This is a genomic window from Cupriavidus sp. MP-37, assembly GCF_020618415.1.
Taxonomy (GTDB): Bacteria; Pseudomonadota; Gammaproteobacteria; order Burkholderiales; family Burkholderiaceae; genus Cupriavidus.
Window position 1 is genome coordinate 2,103,662 of the sequence record NZ_CP085344.1, and the last position, 23,053, is coordinate 2,126,714.

Consider the following 23,053-nt stretch of genomic DNA (forward strand, 5'->3'; position numbering starts at 1 on the left):
AGCAAGTTTTGCGCCCGGCCGTCCTTCGCTGCTGCTGGCCGACTGCGCACAAGTCGGCGACGTTGCAAGGCGGCGTTTGCCTGAAGCGACGCAATCAGGATGTCAAGGCGGGAGAGGTTAATGATGGCTAGATGATTGTTAGGCATGATGCATGAAGGCGAGGTCCGATAACAAAGGCACGCTGGCCGACGGTCAAACTGGCGGCGACTCCGCCGCCAGTTCGCCGCATTCCGCTACCGAATGAGCCGACCCAGCTACCATAGTGCTCCCGGCTGCGCCAGCCGCGCGGCAGGCTCAATCCGATCAACGCAAGCCCTGCGACGGCCCCAAATGCCGCCGCCGCGGAATTTCCGCCGCTGAGCACCCACGGTGCGATGACCAACCAAGCGCCAAAGCCGACATTGATCCAGCGCAGTAACCTTGCTACCTCTGCGAGCGCGGCCACAGCGACAACAATTACGAGCGCACCGATCAAATGATCGCTGTCCGCTAACGGCGGAATGGTGCCAAACAACAGGCGCGTGAACATCAGCGCGATGCCAACTCCGACACACGCAACCAGTGTCCAGGGCCATTGCACACCACGCAACGCCGACGCCATCGCGTCGGACAATGCGCTATCGAAACCGGGACGCCGGTCGCGCTGGCTTCCTGGCGAGGCGCCGCCCACGAAGAAGAGGCGAAGTACCGGCTCGCCGCGCCGATGCGCTTGTCCCAGAAACTGACCCATTGCAACCAGTTCATCCAACGTATAAGGGATCATCAGCGTCATTGCGCCCGCAGCGATCAGGCACAACGTGCACCAGGTCCCGATCACGATTGGCTGGATAATGATGAAATAGATGCTCACCACGCCAAGGGGCACGACGACGATCCCAAATGCCGCCACCATCCAAGGCATGGTGCGCCAACGCTGGCGCCCACCCATCGCGCCCATCAACACCTCCAGCAGATAACTGACCGCGCCAAGGCCACCGTCCGGAATCGGCCAGGACCGGGACACGGCGGAGGTAATAATGGTTTCCGTCCCGTTTTTTTGCGCGTCAGGAGAAAAGAACGGCTCCCAAACCGCCGCCGCATGGCCGAGTTGATACGCCGTGAGCTGGCGTGCGATCAGGAACCCGAACAGGGCCAGCCCGATAATGGGCAGCCGCTGCAAATAGGTGGACGGCGAGTACGTCCACCCGACCGGCAGATCGGACTGGTCCTTCATCGACGCCATGCTCATGCCTGGCATCATGGGTACGAGGATGGCAAAGGCGATGAGGAAGCCGCCGACGATCACATCGTTGTTGTAGACGGCCGGGGACGGCGCCCAGAACACCAGTGGCGCGAACAGCAACCAGAGCCCGACACAGGCGTTGCCCCACTGCGCCCATGAAAAGCGACGCGAAAGAGACAATGTGGCGAAGCCCATGATCAGGCTGCCGCTGGCCATGTCGCTCCAGCCCAGCCACGTCATGCGCAACGCAGGGGGCGCAAGACCGCGTTCTGCGGTCACTTGCATTACCAGCGTGCCAAACTCCCGAGTATCAAAGGCGCCCAAGACAAAAGGGCTTGTGAGTAACCAGGCACCAAGCAAGATGTTGAGATAATGCGCCCATAACAGGCTGTAATGGGCGTCGCGCATATGCTGCGCGTGCTCGTGCTCGTGCTCGTGCTCGTGCTCGTGCTCGTGCTTAGCGGCGGAGCCGCTGATTTCCGGCGCGCCCTTGACGGTCACGCTGCCGTGTCGCACCACGGGGTGATGGTCGGCGATGATGGCCGTGTTTAGCCGGTTAGCGCGATACCAACTGACCGGGTCCTGCTTCAGCGCCGCGATGATGCGAGGCATCGTTTCTAGAATTCGGCGCTCAGGCCGCCAATTTAGCCTCTCGCGCGCGCTGGCGCTGTCCACTTCATAATGATCGCTTGCCAGGCATCGCAGTTCCGGGTCAGAGGCGTCACCGACATTTCGCGCATGCTGGCAGCGTGAGTAAAGGCGCGCCCCGACGCCGGCCTGCGGCCGCATCGCTTCGCCCGGGCCATCCAGTGCGTGCAAAATTGCTGCCCGCAGTTGCCTTGGTGTCACTGCCTCCTCCTCGGCAAGCACTAACGACAACTTGCAAGGCAACTGGCCGCGCGCTGCGACAGCGTGCGCGACCGCCGCTGCCGCGTCATCGACGTGCAGGAACACATGGGCGGTGTCCGGATGTGCGTCGGCCCGGGCGACAAGGCTGGACTCGTAGCTTGCCGCGATCTGCTGCACCAGGAAAGCGTTATGACCGAGATCGTCGTAGAGCGGCGCGAGCCGCAGCATCAACCGCGGTACGGCGCCGAGTTCGTGCTGGAGCAGGTGCTCCGCCCTGATCATCATCGCCCGCAATGGCGATTTGGGATCGATGGGCGAGGCTTCATTGATCGGATTGCCGGGTTGCGACGGGGCATGGACTAGCAAGGTGCCGGCCAGCACGAATTGACCCACCGCGCACCGCAGCAATTCAACAATGATGCGTTGCAGGTTGCCGACAAGGTCGAGTTCCGCCGCGATCCGCTGCACGCTGCCGTCCGCATTGGGCGCGTCTTCCATCTCGCTGACCACATAGACGACCGACGTTATAAGCTCGCCGTGACCGGCTATCACCGCATCGAATGCCTGCGCCATATCTTTTTCACGTGTCGCGTCGATGCGAAGCGCTAGCGCACTGGGGAACGCTGCGGCAAGGTCTTCGCCATCGAGCGCGACCACACGGTATTGCTGCAACAGGCGCGCCACTACGGCGCGGCCGAGCAGCGATCCTGCCCCCACTACCAAAATCGTGTCCGTGCTATGTGCCAACGCCGACTCCTTGCCGGGGTGTTATCTGACTATCATGAAGAGACCGAGCAGGCCAGCCACGGCGGCCACACCGATCGCTGCGGACACTTGCCAGCGATGCACGCAGATCCACCACTGCGCACTGGTTGACTTCGCTTGATTGTCAAAGCGGCCATGTGCTGCAAACAAGCCCACGACCGGTACAAACAGGTTATCGGCCCGATCGGGGTGGGCGGGTTCCTGGGTCTGCTGTGCCTCATAGGCCTGTCTGGCCGCCACACGATCACCCAGGCCTGGGAAAAATCGACTGGACAGAATGGTTTTGGCGGCTGGCCAGCCCACCCATACCTCGCGAGGGCCGTGCGTGGCTGCCCAGACAATGGCCTCGCCGGCGATTTCCGGCTGGAATATTGGCGGCACTGGTTGGGCACGGCGTGGCAACTTGCTGCGGCACCAATCGAATTGCGGCGTATTGAACGCCGATAAATGCACCATCGTCAGTCTCACCGACGAATGATCGTGAACGAGTTCCGAACGCAGGGAATCGGTAAAGCCACGGATCGCCGCCTTCGCCCCACAGTATGCTGACTGTAGCGGGATGGACCGATAGGCCAGCGCCGAGCCGGTCTGCACAATACAGCCATGATTGCGCGCCGACATGCGTTTCAGCGCGGCCAACGTGCCATGCACCGCGCCCAGATAGACCACTTCCGTGACGCGGCGATACTCGGCCGCCGTTGTTTCGGCGACCGGCGCAAACACGGTCGTCGAGACATTGTTCACCCAAATCGTGATCAGTCCCAGTTCGAGCTCAATGCGCGACGCTGCTGCCTCCACCTGCTGGGCATCGGCGACATCGACGGGGATGCCCAGCGCCAGGATCCCCAGGTCGCGCAATTCGCTACAGACCCGGGCCAGGCGATCCGGCTCTCTTGCCAGGATTGCGATCCAGTCCCCGCGCTGCGCAAAGGCCCGCACGGCAGCGAGCCCCACGCCTGCGGTGCCACCGGTGACGACAACAACGTTGGGCGGATGCATTCAGGCCTCCCCGCGTTGCTGCGCTTGCTGAATGTCCAGCGCAGCCTGGATCAGTGCCAGATGGGTATAGCCTTGCGGATAGTTGCCCAGCAGCGCCTTGCTATCCGGGTCGATCTCTTCCGCGAATAAGCCGAGATCGCTGGCAAACGAGCAGATGTGCCGAAAGAGTTTGATCGCCTCCTTGGCCCGGCCTTGTCGGGCCAGGACTTGTACCAGCCAGAAGCTGCAGATGGCGAGGGTCGCCTCTTCTCCTGGCACGCCATCGTGGATGCGGTACCGATAGACCAGCGAATCCTTGGTGAGATCCCGCTGAATGCGGGCCACGGTTGCTTTCACGCGCGCGTCAGTTGGGGGGAGAAAGCCGGTCAGCGGGATCAGTAGCGCGCTCGCATCCAAAGCTGGCGATCCGAAACTTTGCGTGAACGCGCCAGTCCCGTGGTGAAACCCCTGCCCCTCGATGACGCGACGCAGCGCGTCCCGTTCGAGCTTCCAGACAGCAACGTTTCCGTCGAGTTGCCCAGCCTGTGCCAGCGCAATGGCACGGTCCAACGCGACCCAGCACATCAGCTTGGATGATACGAAATGCTGGGGCACCCCGCGCGTTTCCCAGAATCCTTGGTCCGGCTCACGCCAGCGCGCCGCGGCGGCGTCGGCTAGCCGGGCGAGCACGCGCCGCATTGGGGCGGACAGTGTCATTGGCATGCCCTGTTGGCACACCCAGGCCGCGTCGAGGACATGCCCATAGACATCCAGTTGCACCTGTTCCGCCGCCGCATTGCCGATACGCACCGGACGGGACGCACGGTACCCGTCAAGATGGCGAAGCTCCTGCTCAGGCAGGTTCGGGCTGCCATCGATCCGGTACATGATCTGCAGTCGTTTGAGATCGCAAAATCGCTCGATCCAACGAAAGAAGTCCATTGCGGCCTCGTGATGGCCCAGCGCCATCAACGCGCGCAGCACCATGGCCGAGTCGCGCAGCCAACAAAACCGATAGTCCCAATTGCGGCTGCTACCGATCCACTCCGGCAGCGAGGTGGTTGGCGCCGCCACCAGTGCTCCGGTCGGGCCAAACGTCAGCAACTTGAGAACACAGGCGCTGGTGCGCACTTCTCGTTCGAAGGGACCGCGATAGGTGCATTGCTGCTGCCACTCGCCCCAATGTCGTAGGGTCTCATCAAGGACCGCCTGGGGGTCGTGCACAGGCCGGTCCGGCCCGTCTTGTTGGAAGGACGCAATCGCCCACAGCGGCGCGCCGGGCCGCACGATGGCCACGCCTTTGGCGCGGTGCGCTTCGGTCGCCAGCGGCAGCGGCGGCGAACATACCAGGCTGAGACGTTGGTGTTCGCATACAGCGGTCACGCCATGCGAACCGACTTCCCATTGGTGGGGCTTGCGCGCATAGTCAAAGCTCGGACTGAACACTAGTTCCACCCTCACCTCGCCAACGGTCGCCTCAATGCGCCGCAACAGCCGATGGCACTCGGGTGAGTCATGGTCCAGCCGACTGCGTGCGAGACGCTCGCTATGCATGAAGTCGGTCAGGCGAAGGATCCCGCCGCTGGCTTCAAACATGGTTTCCAGTACGCCCCCTGGGACCCGGTAATAGCGCGAACTGATCGCACGACCCGTCGGCCGGATTTGAAAGTAGCCTCCTCGGTTAGCATCGAGCAATCTGCAAAATACGGCGCCGGCGTCAAAGTGCGGCATACAGCACCAGTCGATGGATCCCGACGTGCTCACCAACGCCACGCTATGCGTGTTGCCAATGACGGCATAGTCGGCAATGGGCGGATACCTGGGGTTGGTGAACACTCCGTCTCCTTGACCCTCGCCACGCTGGCAACACGCGTTGCCGAGGTCGGGATCCTGGCTTACATCTGGCGCTAGCGCGGGAAAGAACTACAACGCGCTATGCCTGCCGTTACACGGCTCAAGTTCGCGGCGTGCCATGGCTTCACCACCCGAGCCGCGCGTTGCCGTCCAAGATCGAGTCGTTGGGCTACCTGGATCTACGCCATGGCGCGACAGACCTGCGCGCACTCCTGACAGGCACGTGCGCACTCTTGGCAATGCTGCGCTTCGTGCTTGGCGCACTCCGTCCCACACTCTTCACAGACCTTCGCGCACAGCGCGCATATCGCGCGCGCGTACTGGCTGTCGCGCGCCATCATCGCCGCGGCATAGGCACATGTTTCGGCACAGTCCAGGTCGAGTGCGATGCAGCGTTTCATGGCCTCAACCTCTGGCTCACGCAGACAAGACGCAGCACAGTGATGACAGGCGACTGTGCAGGCGTGACAGGCTTCAATACAAGATAGATAGTTTTCATGTGGCATGGCAAAGCTCCTAAAGAAATTCGACCAGCGTTGCGAGTGGAGCGGCCCCACGTATCTGAGGACACGAGGACTCTCTTAAAATAAGGGATAGTCTTGTGCCTATCAGTAAGCCTAGTCATTACGTGGAAAGCATCGAAATTCTGACCGAGCCGGAGCGCCGTCGGCGGCGCACGGCGCAAGAAAAAATCGCCATCGTGCAGGAAACATTGGAGCCGGGAGCATCGGTGTCGGCCGTTGCACGTCGGCACGGCGTCAACGCCAACCAAGTGTTTGGCTGGCGCAAGCAATACCAGGAAGGCAGTCTGGCGGCGGTGAAGGCAGGCGAAACCGTTGTGCCGGCATCTGAGCTGGCCGCCGCCATCAAGGAAATCAAGGAACTGCAACGGCTACTCGGGAAGAAGACGCTGGAGGTCGAAATCCTGAAAGAAGCCGTGGAATGGGGCCGTTCAAAAAACCTGATTGCGCGCTCGCCCTTGCTGCCGGGGGACGACCGATGAAGACGGTCTGCGAAGTTCTCGGCGTGGCGCGCTCTGCCGTGGCGGTGAAGCGAGCTCGCTCGTCCGACTGGCGCGATGGTCGCCGTGCCCGCGTGACCAACGATGCCGGGCTGGTCGAGGAGATTCAGGCCCATGTGGCGCACCTTCCCACCTACGGCTACCGCCGTGTCTGGGCGCTGCTGCGCCGCAGTCGGGAGCAGAGCGGTGCGCCGTGCATCAACGTCAAGCGCGTGTATCGGGTCATGCGGGAGCATCAGTTGCTGCTGCGCCGCCCTGGCGTGCGGCGAGATAAGCGGCGACATGACGGTCGCGTTGCGGTGGACCGCAGCAACACCCGCTGGTGCTCCGATGGCTTCGAGTTCCGGTGCGACGATGGTACGCCGCTGCGCGTGACGTTTGCGCTGGACTGCTGCGACCGCGAGGCGATTAGCTGGGCAGCAACGACCGGCGGGCATAGCGGTGATGTGGTGCGCGACGTGATGCTGGCCGCCGTCGAACAGCGCTTCGGCACCACGCAGGCCGCGCAGCCCATTGAATGGCTGACGGACAACGGCTCGGCCTACATCGACCACCGCACGCGCAGCTTCGCTCGCGAACTGGGTCTTGAGCCGCTGACCACACCGGTCCGTTCGCCGCAGAGCAATGGCATGGCGGAATCGTTCGTGAAGACCATGAAGCACAATTACGTCGCCTATATGGACAAGTCTGACGCACCAACAGCGCTCTCGCGTCTGGCAATCGCGTTTGAACACTACAATGAGCGCCACCCGCACAAAGCCCTGAAATACCGCTCGCCTCGCGAGTTCAGGCGTAATGCGGTGTCATCAACCTAACGGTGTCCGCGTGTCCTGAGTTACAGGGGCAACTCCAGCGAGACGCCGCCAAATTGAGAGCAATTCGCGCGCCACAGGAAGCAGACGACAGCATGGGAGCGACTGCCTTACAGGAGCATTACGCGACGATGACGAAACCGGTGACAGCACATGTTTTGGCCAGGCTGATGACGCTAAAGGAGCTTTTGCTTCGACGTGGCGCGCACTATGCTAAGTGGACGTTTCACCATTGCGCGAGGAGACAACGTGTTCGAACGCCCTAGCGATGCCATGCTTCGCCCCGTCTCACTGAGCCGCCGCCGACTGCTGGGAAGTCTGATCGCCGGAGGCGGCTTGGCGAGCCTGGGCGCGTATCCACGCGCCGTTTGGGCCTTGAAGAGCCAAGGCTATCCGGTCGTGCTGACAGGGACCACGTTTGACCTGGCCATTGGCGCGACGCCCATGTCGTTTACCGGCCGTATCCGGCCTACCACCAGTGTGAACGGCTCCATCCCCGCGCCGATTCTGCATTGGAAGCAAGGCACCGAGGTCACGCTGCGCGTGACCAACTTGCTCGATACCCAAACATCGATTCACTGGCACGGCATCTTGCTGCCGTTTCAGATGGACGGCGTGCCCGGTATCTCCTTTCCCGGCATCGGGCCGGGCGAGACGTTCGTGTATCGCTTTCAAGTGCGGCAAGCCGGCACCTATTGGTACCACGCGCATACCCGTTTTCAGGAGCAGACCGGCTTGTACGGACCGCTGGTCATCGAGCCAATGCATCCAGACCCGATCAAGGTCGATCGCGACTATGTCGTGATGCTCAGCGAATGGACGGATGAAAACCCGGAAATGGTGTTCGCGAAGCTCAAGAAGATGAGCGACGTCTATAACTTTCAGATGCCGACGGTGGGCGACTTTGCCCGAGATGTGTCCGAAATGGGGCTGTCCGAGGCCTTGGCTAAGCGCGCGATGTGGAACCAGATGCGAATGAATCCGACCGATTTGGCCGATGTTTCGGGAGCCACTTTTACCTACCTGATCAACGGCACGCCCGCAGATAAAAATTGGACAGCGATCGCTAAAGCCGGGGAGCGCGTGCGGTTGCGCTTTATCAACGGCTCGGCGACCAGCAACTTTGACGTCCGAATTCCCGGCGTGAAGATGACGGTGGTATCGGCTGATGGGCAGGATGTCGAACCGGTACCGGTGGATGAAATCCGCATTGCCGTCGCCGAGACTTACGACGTAGTGGTGCAGATGCCGGACGATAAGGCGCACACCATCTTTGCTCAGTCGATCGATCGCAGCGGCTACGCCAGGGCGACACTTGCACCGGAAGTCGGGATGGAAGCCGACGTGCCCAAGCTCGATCCGAAGACCTGGCTCACCATGGCCGATATGGGCATGGGCGACATGGCGGACATGGATATGGGCAGCATGGAAATGGGGGCCATGAAGATGGATCAGAAACCATCCATGGCCATGGATCGCATGGGGATGGAGTCCATGGGTGGCGCACCCACGATGCAACCAATGACGCCGGAGGCGGGCATGGGCGCCATGGGGGGCATGGGGGGGCATGACATGTCGACCATGTCCGGGCCAGCGAAGGACGCCCATGCCGGAATGGCCGGCATGGACCACGGCAAGTCCGACGCGAAGCCGGGGATGCAGAAAACCGGTGGCGAGATGGGGCATGACATGGGCAAGATGGGCAATATGCCTGGCATGGGGCCACAGGTCGACATGCGCTCGATGAACCCTTCCCGCTCGCTGTCGGATCCGGGGCCAAGACTGCGCAACAACGGCAGGCGAGTGTTGACCTACGCGGACCTTAAAACGCTCGGCCCGGTGATCGACAAGCGCCCGCCCAGCCGGGAGTTGGAACTGCACTTGACCGGCAATATGCGCCGTTTCATCTGGGGCCTCGACGGCAAGAAGTTTTCCCAAGCCGAACCGATCCGGCTCTACTACGGGGAGCGCCTGCGCATCACGCTGATCAACGACACCATGATGAACCACCCGATGCACCTGCACGGGATGTTCAGCGAGCTGGAAAATCACGAAGGCCAGGCGCTGGTCAGAAAGCACACGATCAACGTCCAGCCGTCCAAACAAGTCAGCTTCCTGGTGACGGCCGATGCGCCGGGACAATGGGCCTTTCATTGTCACTTGCTTTACCACATGGAAGCCGGCATGTTCCGCAAGGTCGTGGTCGCATGAGCGGGTTGAACCTCGCCAACGCCAGGGAGATTGACGTGCCCAACCACCGTCTCATCCTTCTCGCAAGCCTGGCTCTCTTGGCCAGCGTGCAGTGCCACAGCGTGGCGGCGCAGACGATGGCGCCGATGCCAAGTATGACACACGATACGCCGATGCCAGGCATGGCGCACGATGCCCCGATGCCACCAAAGACCGCAGCTCCAGCCGGGAAGCCAGCGCCAAGCCATCCCGCAGTCAGTCCGACAGAATCTGCCTCAGTGCCCGGCGGCGCGAATGCGATCATCCAGGTGAATGAGGCCCCGGTGCCGATGGCAGATCCGAACCGAGGCATTCCCATGCCTGGGGATACGATGGCCGATAACGATATCTACTATCAGGTGCTATTCGATCGCCTCGAGTACGTCAAGGCACCCGGCGGCTCTGGACTGGCCTGGGACATGCTCGCCTGGGTAGGACGGGATCTGAACCGGTTATGGGTCAAGTCGGAAGGCACGCGTCTGTATGGCAACACAGAGGATGCCAGAGCTGAGGCACTGTGGGGACACGCCTTTGCGCCGTTCTGGGATTGGCAACTGGGCGTGCGCCAGGATTTCGGCAATGGGCCGCCGCGGACCTGGGGCGCCTTTGGCGTGCAAGGCCTGGCGCCTTATTGGTTTGATATCGAAGCCACGGCTTATCTGGGGTCGTCGGGACGCGCTGCCGCCCGAGTGCGGGCTACCTACGATATTCGCTTCACCCAACGTCTGCTGTTGACGCCGGAGTTCGAGGCGAACGCCTATAGCAAGGCAGATGAGGCGCGAGGCATTGGCAGCGGCGTGTCCGAGTTCAAGCTTGGCTTGCGACTGCGATACGAGATCCGTCGCCAGTTCGCCCCCTACCTAGGCGTGGTGTGGGGCAAGAAGCTGGGCAATACCGCGGATTTTGCGCGTGCTGCCGGAGAGCGGACCACCGACAAGCAAATCGTTGCCGGCGTGCGAATCTGGTTCTGAACCCATTTGAGACGCCGGCCAGGTTCAAGCCCGCTGCTGGTTAACCGCCAACTTACTGTGCGATTACATTTCGTATCACGCCTGCGAAGGCCGCGCGCGGGAAAATAGAATGGTCATTATGACGCACGTGCAAGCAGCCATAGGGGGGCCCCGTTTGATGGGGCATTAGTCTGCGTCCTCTCCGCGTGCCATGCTGGCGCGCGTGGCACACGTCGCCGGCCAACTCAGGAAAGGACCCATGAAAGCCGGAAAGCTGCTGGTCCTGCTCGGTGGCGCGGCAATGGGCATCGCGCCCGGTGCGATTGGCGCCATTCAAATCGGCTGGGAGCCCAGGCAAGAGCTCAGCAGTAACTGGTGGCTGCAGTGCGGTGGCGTGCCGGCTCCTGCCGCGCCCGCGATGTGGCCTGCCGTGGACCATGAATGGGAAAGCAGGTCGCTGGACTGTACAGCGCAGCGGGACAAGGAAACCCCGCAGTATGCGCTTGCCGTGAACCCCCGGCACCGCTTATTCAAGCACGGCAACGGCGCCGCGGCGCCATCGAATACTGCCAAATCTAAGCCGTCGCGAGAGGCGAAGCGACAAAACCGTGACTGCGGCCAGCCCCGACCGGCGCCACCGCAATAGTCTAGACGTTCCCCCTTTTTCGGTACGCGCTTTCCGCGTGTGCCAACGCAGTCTCAACCTGTGCCACCGAGCCAAAGGAGATCTCGAAGATGAAAAGCAAACTTGTCGTTGCAAGCCTGATTGCCGCGGTATCGCTTACTGCCGCCGCGACCGATTTGAGCACGGTCGTGAAAACCTATGAGCTCAAAGACGGATCAAAAGTCCACGTTTTCAAAGACGGCAAGATGGGCATGGAGAACAAGTACGGCAAGTCCGTCAGCATGCCAGAAGGCAAGGTCATGGAGACCAAAGACGGTAGCAAGATCCTGATGAAGGGCAATGAGGTGTTCCGTCTGGACGACGCCCTCATCAAAGGTCACCGCGAAGGCGGCTAAGCGGGCGACCTGACACGGGCTCTGAGCAAGCGGGCGCCGTGCAGTGCCCTTGCTCGGAGCCCGTCCGGGCCGCTTGCCATGCTCAGCGTCACCCACGCGGCCCGAGCGATGAGCGAGCGCTGCATTATTTCTCAGCGTACACGGACACGCTAAGCGACCGAGAGGCCTGCAGTGTCAGGGCATGGCGACCATGAGCAGGGATGCGCAGCGATACCGGGCGCGTTCCGGGCATCGCGTGTCCGGCGTCATCCTGGGAAATCACTACGGTGACCTCGGCTGGCTCGTTGCGGGGATTGTCCAAAACCAGCACACACCCCTCCCCCGCACCAAGTGTTCGGCGCCAGGTCGCGTTGACCCGCGCCCCGACGTCGATCAGCCACTCCGTAGGGCGCGGCTCGGCCAGGCCACCGGGCACGAAAGCGGCAGGACCCCGATCAAGATCCAAAATGGGGGCGTGCGCCAACGCAGAAGCGCTAAGACTAACAAGCAACGCCGATAAGCCGGTTCGGATCAGATTCAATCGAAGTCTCCCTAAAAAAGAACTGGACGCAGGCTGTCTTCGTGGGATCTGACGGCCAGCATCATGACGCGGCATGCCACCTGGCACCTGGAAAGAACGGGGCGCTCCTGTTGACCCAAGGCGGCAACGCGATTGATTCTAGGGCGGCCGGTCTGTCACAGAGATTACGAGAACATGACAAGACATCATCCCGCCATCGCGCACTCTCCTGTCGTCTACTTCCCATTAGCCCAGCGCGAGCGCATGCCTGCTAACTCCGTGGGAATGGGCGACCGCTGCGCGCTGCACAAGTTGCATCCGCCCCAACAATGTAACCGGCTTGCAATGTCGCAGTAAGCTTGGTCTCACTAGACTTCAGTGCCTATCGAATACCAATAACGTGGCGAACTGGAGACGCTATGAAAAGAAGAAAGATGACCGCCGCTGGCATGCTGCTGGGGTCGCTGTCATTGGGGGCTTATGCGCAGACGAGTGTCACGCTATACGGCGTCGCCGATGTCGGCATCGAATATTTATCGAATGTGCCATCGTCGAGCGGCGGCACCAACCAGGTGCGCATGTCGGCCGGCAATATGTCGACCTCGCGTTGGGGCTTGCGGGGTACGGAAGATCTCGGCGGTGGCCTCAAAGCGGTGTTCGAACTGGAGAGCGGCTTCGCCCTTGATACCGCGCAGTCGAGTAGCGCCGGCCGGTTATTTGACCGGGGCGCACTGGTCGGGCTGTCCAGCCCATATGGTCAGCTGACCCTTGGTCGCCAGACCACGGTGCTATACGACACCGCCATTCAGTTTGATCCGATGGGTTTCGCGCCGCGATACTCGCTTTTCAAGAGCGACGATACCATTGCCGGTCGCGCGGACAATTCCGTCAAGTACAAGGGCACGTTTGGCGGCGTGACCGCCATGGCACTGTACAGCTTCGGCCGCACTGGCGGCGGCGAAGTCCCCGGCGAGCTGAAGGTGGACCGGGAGATGAGTGCGGGTCTGGTGTATTCGACTGGACCGCTTTCCCTGGGCGCCCTGTACGACGAGTACCAGGGGTCAACCGTTGCATCGCAGGGGCAAAAGGACCGGCGCGCGTTAGTGGGGATCAGCTATGGGATCGGACCAGCAAAGCTGTATGCCGGATATCGTTGGCTCAACGGAAATATCTCGAGCGCGGTAAGCGCAATGCGCTCCAACTTGTATTGGGCAGGCCTGCGTTATCAGCTGACCTCGGCGCTGTCGCTCACCGGCGCAGCGTACTATACCGATGTGCGGGGTTCCGGCGCCGATCCGCTGATGTTCGTGGCCTCGACCGATTACGCGTTTTCCAAACGCACCGACATGTACTTCAATGTCGGCTATGTCCGTAACAAAGGTGGCTCACAGTTGGGCTTGAACGGCTTTAACGCCAGCAGTGGCGCGCCGGTCAATGTCGTGCCGGGCGACAACCAGACCGGTGTCGTGCTGGGTCTACGCCATAAGTTTTAAGCAAAGCCGCCTGAATACCTGTTGATCCGGCACACAAATAGGGGACGTTCTCGAGAGGGTTAGTCAGATGATGCATGACAAAATCGACTCGAGGACGCTGTCGGTCGACGCGTTGAACGAGCGGCGACGGCGAGCGGTGAGAATGCGGCTTCAAGGCGTGAGCGTGAACGAGGCGGCGGCGCAGTGCGAGCTGACGCGCGCGACGGTGAGTGCGGCATTCAAGGCGTATGAAGCGGGCGGCTGGAAGGCGGTGGACACTACGCGGCCGGGACGACCCCGCGGCATTGGACGCACGCTGACGGCCGAGCAGGAGAGTGAAGTGCTGCGCCTGATTCGCGACCGTACGCCCGATCAGATGAAGATGGGGTACCCGCTGTGGCAGCGCCAGGCGGTGGCAAAACTGATCCGCGATCGCTACGGCATCGAACTCGCTGCACGCACCCTAGGTCTTTACCACGAACGCTGGGGCTTCACGCCGCAGAGGCCGATCCAGAAGGCCTACGAGCCGCCAGCGGCAGTGAAGAAGTGGCTCGATGAGGAGTATCCGGTCATTTTAGCGAGCGCCAAGGCAGAAGGCGCCGAGATCCATTGGGGCGATGAGACCGGCTTGCGCAGCAACGACGTACGCATGCGCGGCCATGCTGCGCAAGGCCAGGCGGCGGTGGTACGGGCGAACAACGAGTGCCATGGCTTGTCGGTCATCTCCAGCGTTACCAACCAGGGAACGATGCGCTGGAAGATATTCGACGGCGCGCTCAATTCCGACATCCTGATCAAGTTCGTGAAACGGCTGGTCAAGGGTATTAAGCGCAAGGTCTACCTGATCCTGGACAATCTGCGCGTGCATCACAGCAAGCCCGTAAAGGCGTGGTTGGCCGAGCACAAGCACGAAATCGAAGTCTTCTACCGGCCAAGCTACAGACCCGAACTCAACCCCGGACGAGAGGGCCTTCGCCGACCTCAAGCCGGCCGTCACAACGCTGGCGCCGGCGCGCACCAAGCTGCAACTGGTCAAGGCGACGTCCATGTACCTGTGAAGGTGTCAACGACAGCCCGAGCGGACCAAAAGCGAGTTTCGAGCCCAAACCGCTTCGTGATGCCGCATGAGATTCTAGATACAATGCCGGATCAATAGGTTGAACGGTCCTTTTACCGAAGGACCACTAGCCACGGCGCCGCAACGCCGTGGCTATTTTTATGCGGCGACGCGCTGGAGGCCAACCGTCTAGCTCCGGGCGGCGTTTCGCTGGCGGGGAAACGTCAAAATGAAGCGCGTAGTGCCTTCCGACGATTCCGCCGAAATCTGGCCCCCGTGCGCAAACATGATGGCTTGCGTGATGGAGAGACCCAGTCCCACGCTTTCGGACTCCGCACGGGTCCTTGATTTGTCGGCACGGAAAAAGCGGTCGAATAGCGATGGCAGCAACTCGGGACTGATTTCCTCGCCCTCATTCTCGACTACGATCGACGTGCTGCCGCCCTGCTCGCGCGTCTCGACCCGGATCTCTTTGCCGGACGGCGTATAGCGTAGAGCGTTCGAGAGCAGATTGCTGAGCGCTCGGCGTAACATCAGACGGTCGCCGGTAATTTTCGCCTGCCCATCAAGCCGTAGATTGACGCCCTTGTCCTCTGCCAGCGCGTCGTAGAATTCGAACAGCGCCTGTACTTCATCAGCCACGTTGATCGCTTCCTCATTCGGCAGTGTGATGCCGTGCTCCATCTTGGCCAAGTACAGCATATCGGACACCATGCGCCCAAGCCGCTGCAATTCCTCGGCATTCGAGGCCAGGACCTCTCGATATTTGGCGGCATCTCGCGGCTGCGATAGCACGACATGCGTCTGCGTCATCAGGTTGGTGATGGGCGTGCGCAGCTCATGCGCCAAATCGGAGGAGAATTCCGAGAGCCGCCGAAAATCATCCTGCAGTCGCTCCAGCATCGCGTTTAACGTGATCGCCAGATCTGCCATCTCGACCGGCACGGCTTCGACCGGCATGCGCGCATCCAGTTTGTTCGCGGTGACGCCCTTGGCGCGTGAGGCCATCATGCGCAGGGGTGCGAGCCCGCGTCGCGCCGCCCACCAACCAAAGAGACCGCTGGCGAGCACCGCCAATGTGGTATAGAAGGCCAGCGAACGACGAAATGCATGCATGAAGTGCGCGTGGATTTCCGTGTCCATGCCGACCACGACGCGCAAAGGTGCAATGCGCGGGTCAGCCGCACCAACCTGCGCGCGCATGCCGCGATACTCCTGCTCGCCTTGCTGCCAGACGAAGGTATTGTCACGCGCCAATTCGCGCGGAATCGCCTCGAAAGCAATCGCAAAATCGAAGTCCTTGGTCGCATACAGCTTGTGGCCTTGTGCGGTCTGCACCTGCGCGACGAAGCCAGGATGGTGATCGACCATTTCCCGAAGCCGCTGGGGCAAGCGCTCGGCCGGCGTTTCCTGCGCGATCTTTTCGATCAGGCGAATATTGTCGCCGAGCACCACATAATCCTCGGTGGCGAAGTGGCGGTCCATCGCCAGCCAGATGAGAACGCCCAAGCCCAGCAGCACCACGGCAGAGCAGAGCGAAAACAGGATGGTCAGACGCATCGTCAGGGACAGGCGATGCGTCATGCCTGCTCCTCCGGCGCTTCCAGCACGTAGCCCATGCCGCGCACGGTCTGAATCAGCTTAATATCAAAGTCATCGTCGATCTTCGCCCGCAAGCGGCGAATGGCCACATCGATCACGTTGCTATCGCTGTCAAAGTTCATGTCCCAGACCTGGGAGGCAATCAACGAGCGTGGCAGCACCTCGCCGCGCCGGCGAGCGAGCAACTCCAGCAGCGCAAACTCCTTGCTGGTCAGCGTGATGCGGCGCCCGGCCCGCGACGCCCGGCGCCTGCCCAAATCCAGCACCAGATCGCCCACCTGAATGCGGTCCATCGCTAGCTGTACAGTACCGCGCCGCAATAGCGTACGTACGCGCGCCAGTAGTTCCGAGAACGCGAATGGCTTGACCAGATAGTCGTCAGCGCCCAACTCCAACCCCCTGACCCGATCGGCCACGCTGTCGCGGGCGGTCAGAAATAACACCGGAACCGGGTTGTCCGCGGCGCGGATCGTCTGCAAAATACGCCAGCCATCGAGATCGGGTAGCATGACGTCGAGGATAATCAGGTCGTACGCTTCGTTAAGCGCCAAGTGCTGTCCGTCCAGCCCGTTGGCGACCAAGTCGACCACGAATCCTGCCTCGGTCAGCCCCTGGCGCAGGTACTCGCCGGTCTTGGATTCATCTTCTACCACCAGCAGCTTCATCTTCGTGCCCTCCCCCTCGTCTTTCGGATTATGTGCCCGCCTGTTGGACCGGCTCTAATACGGGGTAGTCTACCGAGACGCTCTGTGGGTAACCCAGACCTTACCGGAATGTAATGTTTGGGTAAGTTGACGGTAGCCTCGCTGTCGTTACTCTCTTGCTGCCGCCTTCCGACGCGGCCATTCAAGCAAAAAGGACTATTTCATGCGACGTGATCGACCGTCTGGCCTTGTGCTGCCTAATCTGCCGCGCCGCCGTTTTGTACAGGGTCTGGCCGCCGGTGGCGTGATGGCGGGGCTGTCTGGCTTGGGCGGTGCGGCCTGGGCTCAGCCGTCAGGCCGACCGGCAGATGTCTTATCCGGCACAGCACCAGTGCTGCGCGGGACCGACTTCGACCTCGTGATCGGCGAGTCGGTGGTCAACTTCACCGGGACGCCACGCGTCGCGACCACCATCAATGGCATGTTGCCGGGGCCGACGCTGCGCTGGCGTCAAGGCGAAACGGTGACGATTCGGGTCACGAACCGGTTGCGCGAGCACACGTCGATTCATTGGCACGGGATCATTCTGCCGTTCGAGATGGACGGCGTGCCGGGGATCAGCTTTGCGGGCATTGCGCCGGGCGAGACCTTCACCTACCGCTTCAAGGTCGACCAGATTGGTAGCTATTGGTATCACTCGCATTCGGGCTTCCAGGAGATGACCGGCGTGTATGGCGGCATTGTCATCGATCCAGCCACCGGCGTGGATGGCGTGCGAGCCGATCGCGATTATACCGTGCTGCTCTCGGATTGGACCGACGAAGATCCGATGCGCGTGCTCTCGAAACTGAAGGTTCAGAGCGACTACTACAACTATAACCAGCCGACGGTTATCGATTTTTTCCGCGACGTCTCCAGTGAAGGGATGAAGAGCGCGCTCGCTAAGCGCAAGATGTGGAACGAGATGCGGATGAGCCCGACCGATCTGGCGGATCTCTCGGGCGCCACGCTGACTTACTTGATGAACGGCGTCACACCGGCCGGCAACTGGACCGGCGTGTTTAAGCCGGGCGAGAAGGTTCGTCTGCGGTTTATCAACGGCGCAGGCAACACGTTCTACGATGTGCGCATTCCCGGCCTCAAGCTTAAGGTCATCCAAGTCGATGGACAGAACATCGAACCGGTAACCGTCGATGAGTTCCGCTTCGGCCCGGGCGAGACCTGTGACGTGCTGGTCGAGCCGCGCGACGAGGCCTATACCATTTTCTCGCAGTCGATGGATCGCACCGGCTATGCCCGCGGCACCCTGGCAACTCGAGCCGGGCTGGCGGCACCGGTGCCCGCCGTGGATAAGCCGCAGTGGCTCACCATGGCCGACATGATGGGCAGTATGGGAGGCATGGGCGGCATGGATCACAGCGCCATGGGCGGAATGAGCCATGGCGGCATGGCCATGCAAGGCATGGACCACGGCTCGATGGGCATGCAAGGCATGAACCATGGCGCTATGGCCATGGATCACAGCCAGCATGCCATGGGTAGCATGTCGGGGGGCATGGCGACCGATGCGTCGCTGAAGGTGCCCAGCACCAAGGCGCGCCACGCCAAGACCGAGTATGGCGCCACCACCGATATGCGCGTTGACATGGCGCGCACCAACTTGGACGACCCGGGCATCGGTTTGCGCGACACCGGGCGCCGCGTCCTGACACTGGCCGATCAGCACACCATTGGCGGTCCGTTGGACAAACGCGGTCCCGGGCGCGAAGTGGAACTGCACTTGACCGGTAATATGGAGCGTTACTCGTGGTCCATCGACGGGGTGGAGTTCGGAAATTCGACGCCGGTGCACTTTAAGTATGGCGAGCGGCTGCGCGTCATTTTGCACAACGACACCATGATGACGCACCCAATGCACATGCATGGCATGTGGAGCGAACTCGAATCGCCGGATGGCGCCTTCCTCGCGCGTCGACACACGATCGCGGTGCAACCGGCGCAACGCATCAGCTTCCTCGTCACCGCCGACGCCTTGGGCCGGTGGGCCTGGCATTGCCACCTGATGTTGCACATGGACGCCGGGATGTTCCGCGAAGTGGTGGTGGCCTGACCCTAACCGATATGCACATGGAAAAACCAACAAGAACAGTACTTGCCGCCGTGCTTGCTTCCGCTGGCATGAGCGCAGCTTGGGCCCAGCACGCCCACACCGAAGCGGTTCCAACGCAAACTTCGTCGCCCGCCGTCGCGGAAAAGGCGAAGTCCATTCCGAAAGCAAAGTCTTCGGGCAAGGTTGGCGGCACCGCTGCCACCGACGGCCAGATGCAAGGCATGGACTCGATGCAGGGCATGGACCACAGCCAGATGCAAGGCATGGACTCGATGCAGGGCATGGACCACAGCCAGATGCAAGGCATGGACTCGATGCAGGGCATGGACCACAGCCAGATGCAGGGCATGGACTCGATGCAGGGCATGGACCACAGCCAGATGCAGGGCATGGGTTCGATGCAGGGCATGGACCACAGCCAGATGCAGGGCATGGGTTCGATGCAGGGCATGGACCACAGCCAGATGCAGGGCATGGGTTCGATGCAGGGCATGGACCACAGCCAGATGCAAGGCACGGGTTCGATGCAAGGCATGGATCATGGCGACATGCAGATGCAAGGGGGGAGCGCGCCCGCGGATGCGCGCGACCCGCACGGTTACTCAGGGGGCTATCAGCTCGGCGTGGGTCAATACGCCATTGGTCCGCACCGTTCGCTGCACATGGCAGACGAACACCTATTTGCCTCGGTACTCGTTGACCGGCTGGAATGGGTCAAGGGAAATGAGAGCAATGCCGCTGCCTATGAGGCGCAAGCGTGGATTGGCAGCAGCTTTAACCGCCTCGTGATCAAGGCCGAAGGCGAATCCGAGAGGCGCAAGATCCACGAGGCGCGGACCGAATTGCTGTGGGGTCATGCCATTGCCACCTATTGGGACACGCAGCTGGGTATCCGCAACGATGCCGGCTATGGCCGGCCAACCCGAAACTGGCTGGCCTTCGGTATCCAGGGCCTGGCGCCATACTGGTTCGAGGTCGACGCTACTGGCTATATCGGCACCGAAGGTCGCACTGCGCTGCGCCTGTCAGCCGAGTATGAATTGCTAATTACCCAGCGCCTGATCCTGCAACCCCGAATCGAGGCCAATCTTTATGGCAAGAACGATCCCGAGGTCGGCGTGGGCAGCGGGCTTTCCAGCGGTGCCGTGGGTCTGCGCCTGCGCTATGAGTTCAGCCGTCAGTTCGCTCCCTATATCGGCATTGAACGGTACCAAACCTTTGGCAATACCGCCGACATGGTTCGCACCGCCGGCGGCCGAAGTGGCGAAACCCGTTTTGTAGCGGGTGTTCGCATGTGGTTCTAACCACGTATTTCAATCCACACTCATATTTGGAGTTCACCATGCAAGCGCCCCGCTTCACCATTCGTGCCGCTCTGGCAGCCGCCGCTGTGCTGGCTAGTACTGCAGCCTTCGCCCATCCAAAGCTGGTATCGTCCATGCCCGCCGACAAGGCCGAGGTGGCGGCGCCGCAGAAGATCGAGCTGAAGTTTTCAGAGAACCTCGCGACCCAATTCTCCGGGGCCAGCCTCGTCATGACCAGCATGCCCGGCATGGCCAACCATGCGCCGATGAAAATTGCCGCCAAGGTTGCCGGCAGCGACGACCCCAAGACCATGGTGATCACCCCGGCCCAGACGCTGGCGCCTGGCAGCTACCGCGTCGATTGGCGTGCAGTGTCGTCCGACACGCACCCGATTAATGGCAACATCGCGTTCACCGTGAAGTGATCCGCCGATGGACTGGGCAACTGTTGCAGTGCGTTTCGCACTCTATTTCGACCTGACTGCACTGTTTGGTCTGCCGCTGTTTGGCTTGTACGCACTGCGCCGTGAGGAAATGGCGTCGCCAACGGGTGCGCGCTTTTTGACGCTTGGCGCGGCGGTCGCGGCCCTGGGCATCGTCCTGTCGCTGGCCAATATCACCATCATGGCCAAGGGCATGACCGGTGCCGCATCCTACGCCGAACTGCAAGGCCATGTCTTCGAAATGATTGTGACAGGCACCGCGTTTGGCGCGGCCTGGGTCGTGCGACTCGTTGCCCTGGTCCTCTGCGTGCTGGTCGCGTTGTTTGTCCGCAAACGGCCAGAACTTCAATTCTGGGTTCTGGCTGCAGCGGGCGGCGTCGCGCTGTCCACGCTTGCCTGGGGCGGCCATGGCGCCATGGATGATGGCATTCGACGCTACATTCACCTTGCCTCGGATATCGCGCATCTAATGGCCGCCGGCGCATGGGTCGGCGCTCTGCTCGCGTTCGTGTTGTTGTCGCATCCCTCTGCCACACCTGCCAAGGTTGCCCTACTGAGCCGCACCTCAAACGGCTTCGCTCAGGTGGGTATGATCGTTGTCGCAACCTTGGTCATTACCGGCGCAGTGAACTATTGGTTGATTGTCGGTCCGGTCTTGCCAGAACTGTCGCTGAACTCATACGGTGGACTGCTGGCGTCCAAGCTGGCGCTGTTCGGTACCATGCTCGCCCTTGCCGCGGCTAACCGTTTTCATCTGAGCCCGCGCCTGGAGCATGCCCTACGGACGGGCGACCATGCCGTCGCCGTTCGTACCTTGCGGCGCAGCCTGATGTTCGAGACCAGTGCGGCAACGCTCATTCTAGCTCTTGTCGCCTCGCTCGGCATCCTATCCCCCGCGGGCATGTAGCCACGTTTTCACGAACCGCGCAGCAAGGCTGCGCTTGTCTTGCTCTCAAACAACCGCCAAGGAGATGCCATGAAGACGCTCAAGTCGTTGCTGCTGGTGTTGGGGCTGTCGCCGATGCTGGTGTGGGCTGCCGGCAGCATGGAGGGCCATGCGAGCCCAGCTAGCGCCAGTAAGTCCGCTGCCGGTCAGCCGGGCAAGCCGGCCAAGGTCTCACGCACGGTTAACGTGACCATGAGCGACACGATGCGGTTCGCGCCCGACTCGATTCAGGTCAAGCGCGGTGAAACCGTGCGTTTTGTCGTGCGGAATGTCGGCAAAGTGGAGCACGAAATGGTGATCGGTACCGCCGCTGAGTTGAAAGAGCACGCGCAGATGATGCGCAGCATGCCTGATGCTAAGCACTCTATCCCGAACCAGATTATGCTCGCACCTGGCAAACAAGGCACACTGGTGTGGCAGTTCGACGGTCCTGGGACCGTCGACTTCGCTTGTCTGGTGCCGGGCCATTTCGAAGCCGGCATGGTCGGCAAGGTGGCCGTCAAGTAAAAAGCGCGACGACGGGTGCGTCCGGCGGCGAACAAAACGGCGCACCGATGCTGAGGGTTCGACAGCGTAGGTTGGGTCATGGTGCCGCCGTGGCGGACCCGTTTTCTTGCGCGTGATCCTCCCCACTTGGAAGCGTTGACTTGTGGGGCATGACGTGGACCACATTGTTACCTGTCCAGAATGTAACGTTTGGGCAACGTTATCGTTGGAATGCCCTGATTAGACTAGATCGTGCGGCAACTCGCGTTTGGGTGCCGGTAGCCTTGCCAGTTGCCCACAGATCAGCGCAGCACCAAGCTGCGTGCGTCCTTGGCGCGGGTGGAAGTCGGGTTGTCGCAAAGGCGGGTCCGTTAGACCTTGCCGCACATCGACAGGGAGTCTCATTATGACTACCACGCAGGCTTTACGGATCGCACTGGCACTCTCTGCCTTCGGCATGGCGTCGGCGTGTGCGCCTTTGCCACCTGCTAGGGCCGATTTGTATGGTACCGTCGCTGCCGTCGAGACGGCGACTCGGTCGATCACGCTGCGGCCAGGTGCGCGATACGTTAATGTCACCTCTGGAGAAACCGTTGCTTTCCGGGGCGCCAACCGCACGGTGGCTTGGACCTTTATGACCACAAGTAGTGGACGATCGGCAGTTGCGCTGAACTTCCTTTTGCCGGATCTGCCGGAAGCCAAAGGCATCACGGCCATCATCGCGCCAAGCCCGCTCTATCGGGGCAGCTCATGACGTATTGGTTGCTTACTGGACGCTGTGCCAGACGAC

Annotated in this window: 18 protein-coding genes and 1 pseudogene; 13 read left to right on the plus strand and 6 right to left on the minus strand. The window is 61.5% G+C overall.

Annotation, left to right across the window (positions count from 1 at the left end; genetic code table 11):
- Positions 1-127: 127 nt before the first annotated feature.
- The 4 genes from LIN44_RS27595 to LIN44_RS09845 form a co-directional block, all read right to left on the minus strand.
- Positions 128-2,818 (minus strand): vitamin K epoxide reductase family protein, encoded by a 2,691-nt coding sequence (locus tag LIN44_RS27595; protein ID WP_116359820.1) that lies wholly within the window; start codon positions 2,816-2,818, stop codon positions 128-130.
- A gap of 21 nt (positions 2,819-2,839) precedes the next feature.
- Complete coding sequence (locus LIN44_RS09835; RefSeq protein ID WP_053821783.1) at positions 2,840-3,835, minus strand: SDR family oxidoreductase; 996 nt, start codon at positions 3,833-3,835, stop codon at positions 2,840-2,842.
- Entirely contained in the window at positions 3,836-5,650 is a 1,815-nt protein-coding gene (locus tag LIN44_RS09840; protein ID WP_053821782.1) for a glycoside hydrolase family 15 protein, read from the minus strand.
- Between the two features lie 197 nt (positions 5,651-5,847).
- Positions 5,848-6,174 (minus strand): four-helix bundle copper-binding protein, encoded by a 327-nt coding sequence (locus LIN44_RS09845; RefSeq protein ID WP_062799392.1) that lies wholly within the window; start codon positions 6,172-6,174, stop codon positions 5,848-5,850.
- Positions 6,175-6,305: 131 nt separating this feature from the next.
- Here LIN44_RS09845 and LIN44_RS09850 point away from each other — a divergent pair.
- The 7 genes and pseudogenes from LIN44_RS09850 (at position 6,306) to LIN44_RS09880 (ending at position 14,799) form a co-directional block, all read left to right on the plus strand.
- Positions 6,306-7,504, plus strand: a protein-coding gene (locus LIN44_RS09850; RefSeq protein WP_163013128.1) for an IS3-like element ISButh1 family transposase whose coding sequence is annotated in 2 segments (ribosomal slippage) — positions 6,306-6,621 and positions 6,621-7,504 — 1,200 coding nt in all. Because the reading frame shifts where the segments join, the coding sequence is not laid out codon by codon here.
- 270 nt (positions 7,505-7,774) lie between these two features.
- Entirely contained in the window at positions 7,775-9,712 is a 1,938-nt protein-coding gene (locus tag LIN44_RS09855; RefSeq protein ID WP_053821781.1) for a copper resistance system multicopper oxidase, read from the plus strand.
- Positions 9,709-10,701, plus strand: coding sequence for a copper resistance protein B (locus tag LIN44_RS09860; protein ID WP_223819835.1), 993 nt, complete (start codon positions 9,709-9,711; stop codon positions 10,699-10,701). The genes LIN44_RS09855 and LIN44_RS09860 overlap by 4 nt, the downstream gene beginning before the upstream one ends.
- 238 nt (positions 10,702-10,939) lie before the next feature.
- On the plus strand, positions 10,940-11,326 hold the full coding sequence (locus LIN44_RS09865; RefSeq protein WP_144200242.1) for a hypothetical protein: 387 nt from the start codon (positions 10,940-10,942) through the stop codon (positions 11,324-11,326).
- Positions 11,327-11,415: 89 nt separating this feature from the next.
- Entirely contained in the window at positions 11,416-11,700 is a 285-nt protein-coding gene (copK, locus tag LIN44_RS09870; RefSeq protein ID WP_053821780.1) for a periplasmic Cu(I)/Cu(II)-binding protein CopK, read from the plus strand.
- 918 nt (positions 11,701-12,618) lie between these two features.
- Positions 12,619-13,692 (plus strand): porin, encoded by a 1,074-nt coding sequence (locus LIN44_RS09875; protein WP_053821779.1) that lies wholly within the window; start codon positions 12,619-12,621, stop codon positions 13,690-13,692.
- Positions 13,693-13,762: 70 nt separating this feature from the next.
- Positions 13,763-14,799 (plus strand): annotated as a pseudogene (locus tag LIN44_RS09880) (IS630 family transposase).
- Positions 14,800-14,917: 118 nt separating this feature from the next.
- Here the strand turns inward: LIN44_RS09880 and LIN44_RS09885 are convergent.
- Together LIN44_RS09885 and LIN44_RS09890 are read right to left on the minus strand one after the other, a co-directional pair.
- Positions 14,918-16,312, minus strand: a complete 1,395-nt coding sequence (locus LIN44_RS09885) for a heavy metal sensor histidine kinase (RefSeq protein ID WP_053821778.1) — start codon at positions 16,310-16,312, stop codon at positions 14,918-14,920.
- Positions 16,309-16,995 (minus strand): heavy metal response regulator transcription factor, encoded by a 687-nt coding sequence (locus tag LIN44_RS09890; RefSeq protein WP_053821777.1) that lies wholly within the window; start codon positions 16,993-16,995, stop codon positions 16,309-16,311. The genes LIN44_RS09885 and LIN44_RS09890 overlap by 4 nt, the downstream gene beginning before the upstream one ends.
- A gap of 202 nt (positions 16,996-17,197) precedes the next feature.
- Here LIN44_RS09890 and LIN44_RS09895 point away from each other — a divergent pair, with 202 nt between their 5' ends.
- The 6 genes from LIN44_RS09895 to LIN44_RS09920 all read left to right on the plus strand — a co-directional run bounded on the left by LIN44_RS09895 (position 17,198) and on the right by LIN44_RS09920 (position 23,017).
- Complete coding sequence (locus LIN44_RS09895) at positions 17,198-19,084, plus strand: copper resistance system multicopper oxidase (protein WP_053821776.1); 1,887 nt, start codon at positions 17,198-17,200, stop codon at positions 19,082-19,084.
- Positions 19,085-19,101: 17 nt separating this feature from the next.
- Entirely contained in the window at positions 19,102-20,388 is a 1,287-nt protein-coding gene (locus LIN44_RS09900; protein WP_223819834.1) for a copper resistance protein B, read from the plus strand.
- A 38-nt stretch (positions 20,389-20,426) separates the two neighbouring features.
- Positions 20,427-20,813 carry a copper homeostasis periplasmic binding protein CopC gene (copC, locus tag LIN44_RS09905; protein ID WP_053823086.1) on the plus strand — a complete coding sequence of 129 codons (387 nt, stop codon included), beginning with the start codon at positions 20,427-20,429 and terminating at the stop codon, positions 20,811-20,813.
- A 7-nt stretch (positions 20,814-20,820) separates the two neighbouring features.
- Entirely contained in the window at positions 20,821-21,738 is a 918-nt protein-coding gene (gene copD / locus LIN44_RS09910) for a copper homeostasis membrane protein CopD (protein WP_053821775.1), read from the plus strand.
- Between the two features lie 69 nt (positions 21,739-21,807).
- On the plus strand, positions 21,808-22,284 hold the full coding sequence (locus LIN44_RS09915; protein WP_053821774.1) for a plastocyanin/azurin family copper-binding protein: 477 nt from the start codon (positions 21,808-21,810) through the stop codon (positions 22,282-22,284).
- Between the two features lie 385 nt (positions 22,285-22,669).
- The gene (locus tag LIN44_RS09920; RefSeq protein WP_082371461.1) at positions 22,670-23,017 is read left to right on the plus strand and encodes a CzcE family metal-binding protein; all 348 of its coding nucleotides are present in this window, start codon (positions 22,670-22,672) and stop codon (positions 23,015-23,017) included.
- Positions 23,018-23,053 lie beyond the last annotated feature (36 nt).

Excerpts from the sequence above, each read along its gene's own strand:
- LIN44_RS09835 (WP_053821783.1), bottom strand. The coding sequence starts at position 3,835 with ATGCATCCGCCCAACGTTGTTGTCGTCACCGGTGGCACCGCAGGCGTG.
- LIN44_RS09845 (WP_062799392.1), bottom strand. The coding sequence starts at position 6,174 with ATGCCACATGAAAACTATCTATCTTGTATTGAAGCCTGTCACGCCTGC.
- LIN44_RS09855 (WP_053821781.1), top strand. The coding sequence starts at position 7,775 with ATGCTTCGCCCCGTCTCACTGAGCCGCCGCCGACTGCTGGGAAGTCTG.
- LIN44_RS09860 (WP_223819835.1), top strand. The coding sequence starts at position 9,709 with ATGAGCGGGTTGAACCTCGCCAACGCCAGGGAGATTGACGTGCCCAAC.
- LIN44_RS09865 (WP_144200242.1), top strand. The coding sequence starts at position 10,940 with ATGAAAGCCGGAAAGCTGCTGGTCCTGCTCGGTGGCGCGGCAATGGGC.
- copK (WP_053821780.1), top strand. The coding sequence starts at position 11,416 with ATGAAAAGCAAACTTGTCGTTGCAAGCCTGATTGCCGCGGTATCGCTT.
- LIN44_RS09875 (WP_053821779.1), top strand. The coding sequence starts at position 12,619 with ATGAAAAGAAGAAAGATGACCGCCGCTGGCATGCTGCTGGGGTCGCTG.
- LIN44_RS09885 (WP_053821778.1), bottom strand. The coding sequence starts at position 16,312 with ATGACGCATCGCCTGTCCCTGACGATGCGTCTGACCATCCTGTTTTCG.
- LIN44_RS09890 (WP_053821777.1), bottom strand. The coding sequence starts at position 16,995 with ATGAAGCTGCTGGTGGTAGAAGATGAATCCAAGACCGGCGAGTACCTG.
- LIN44_RS09895 (WP_053821776.1), top strand. The coding sequence starts at position 17,198 with ATGCGACGTGATCGACCGTCTGGCCTTGTGCTGCCTAATCTGCCGCGC.
- LIN44_RS09900 (WP_223819834.1), top strand. The coding sequence starts at position 19,102 with ATGGAAAAACCAACAAGAACAGTACTTGCCGCCGTGCTTGCTTCCGCT.
- copC (WP_053823086.1), top strand. The coding sequence starts at position 20,427 with ATGCAAGCGCCCCGCTTCACCATTCGTGCCGCTCTGGCAGCCGCCGCT.
- copD (WP_053821775.1), top strand. The coding sequence starts at position 20,821 with ATGGACTGGGCAACTGTTGCAGTGCGTTTCGCACTCTATTTCGACCTG.
- LIN44_RS09915 (WP_053821774.1), top strand. The coding sequence starts at position 21,808 with ATGAAGACGCTCAAGTCGTTGCTGCTGGTGTTGGGGCTGTCGCCGATG.
- LIN44_RS09920 (WP_082371461.1), top strand. The coding sequence starts at position 22,670 with ATGACTACCACGCAGGCTTTACGGATCGCACTGGCACTCTCTGCCTTC.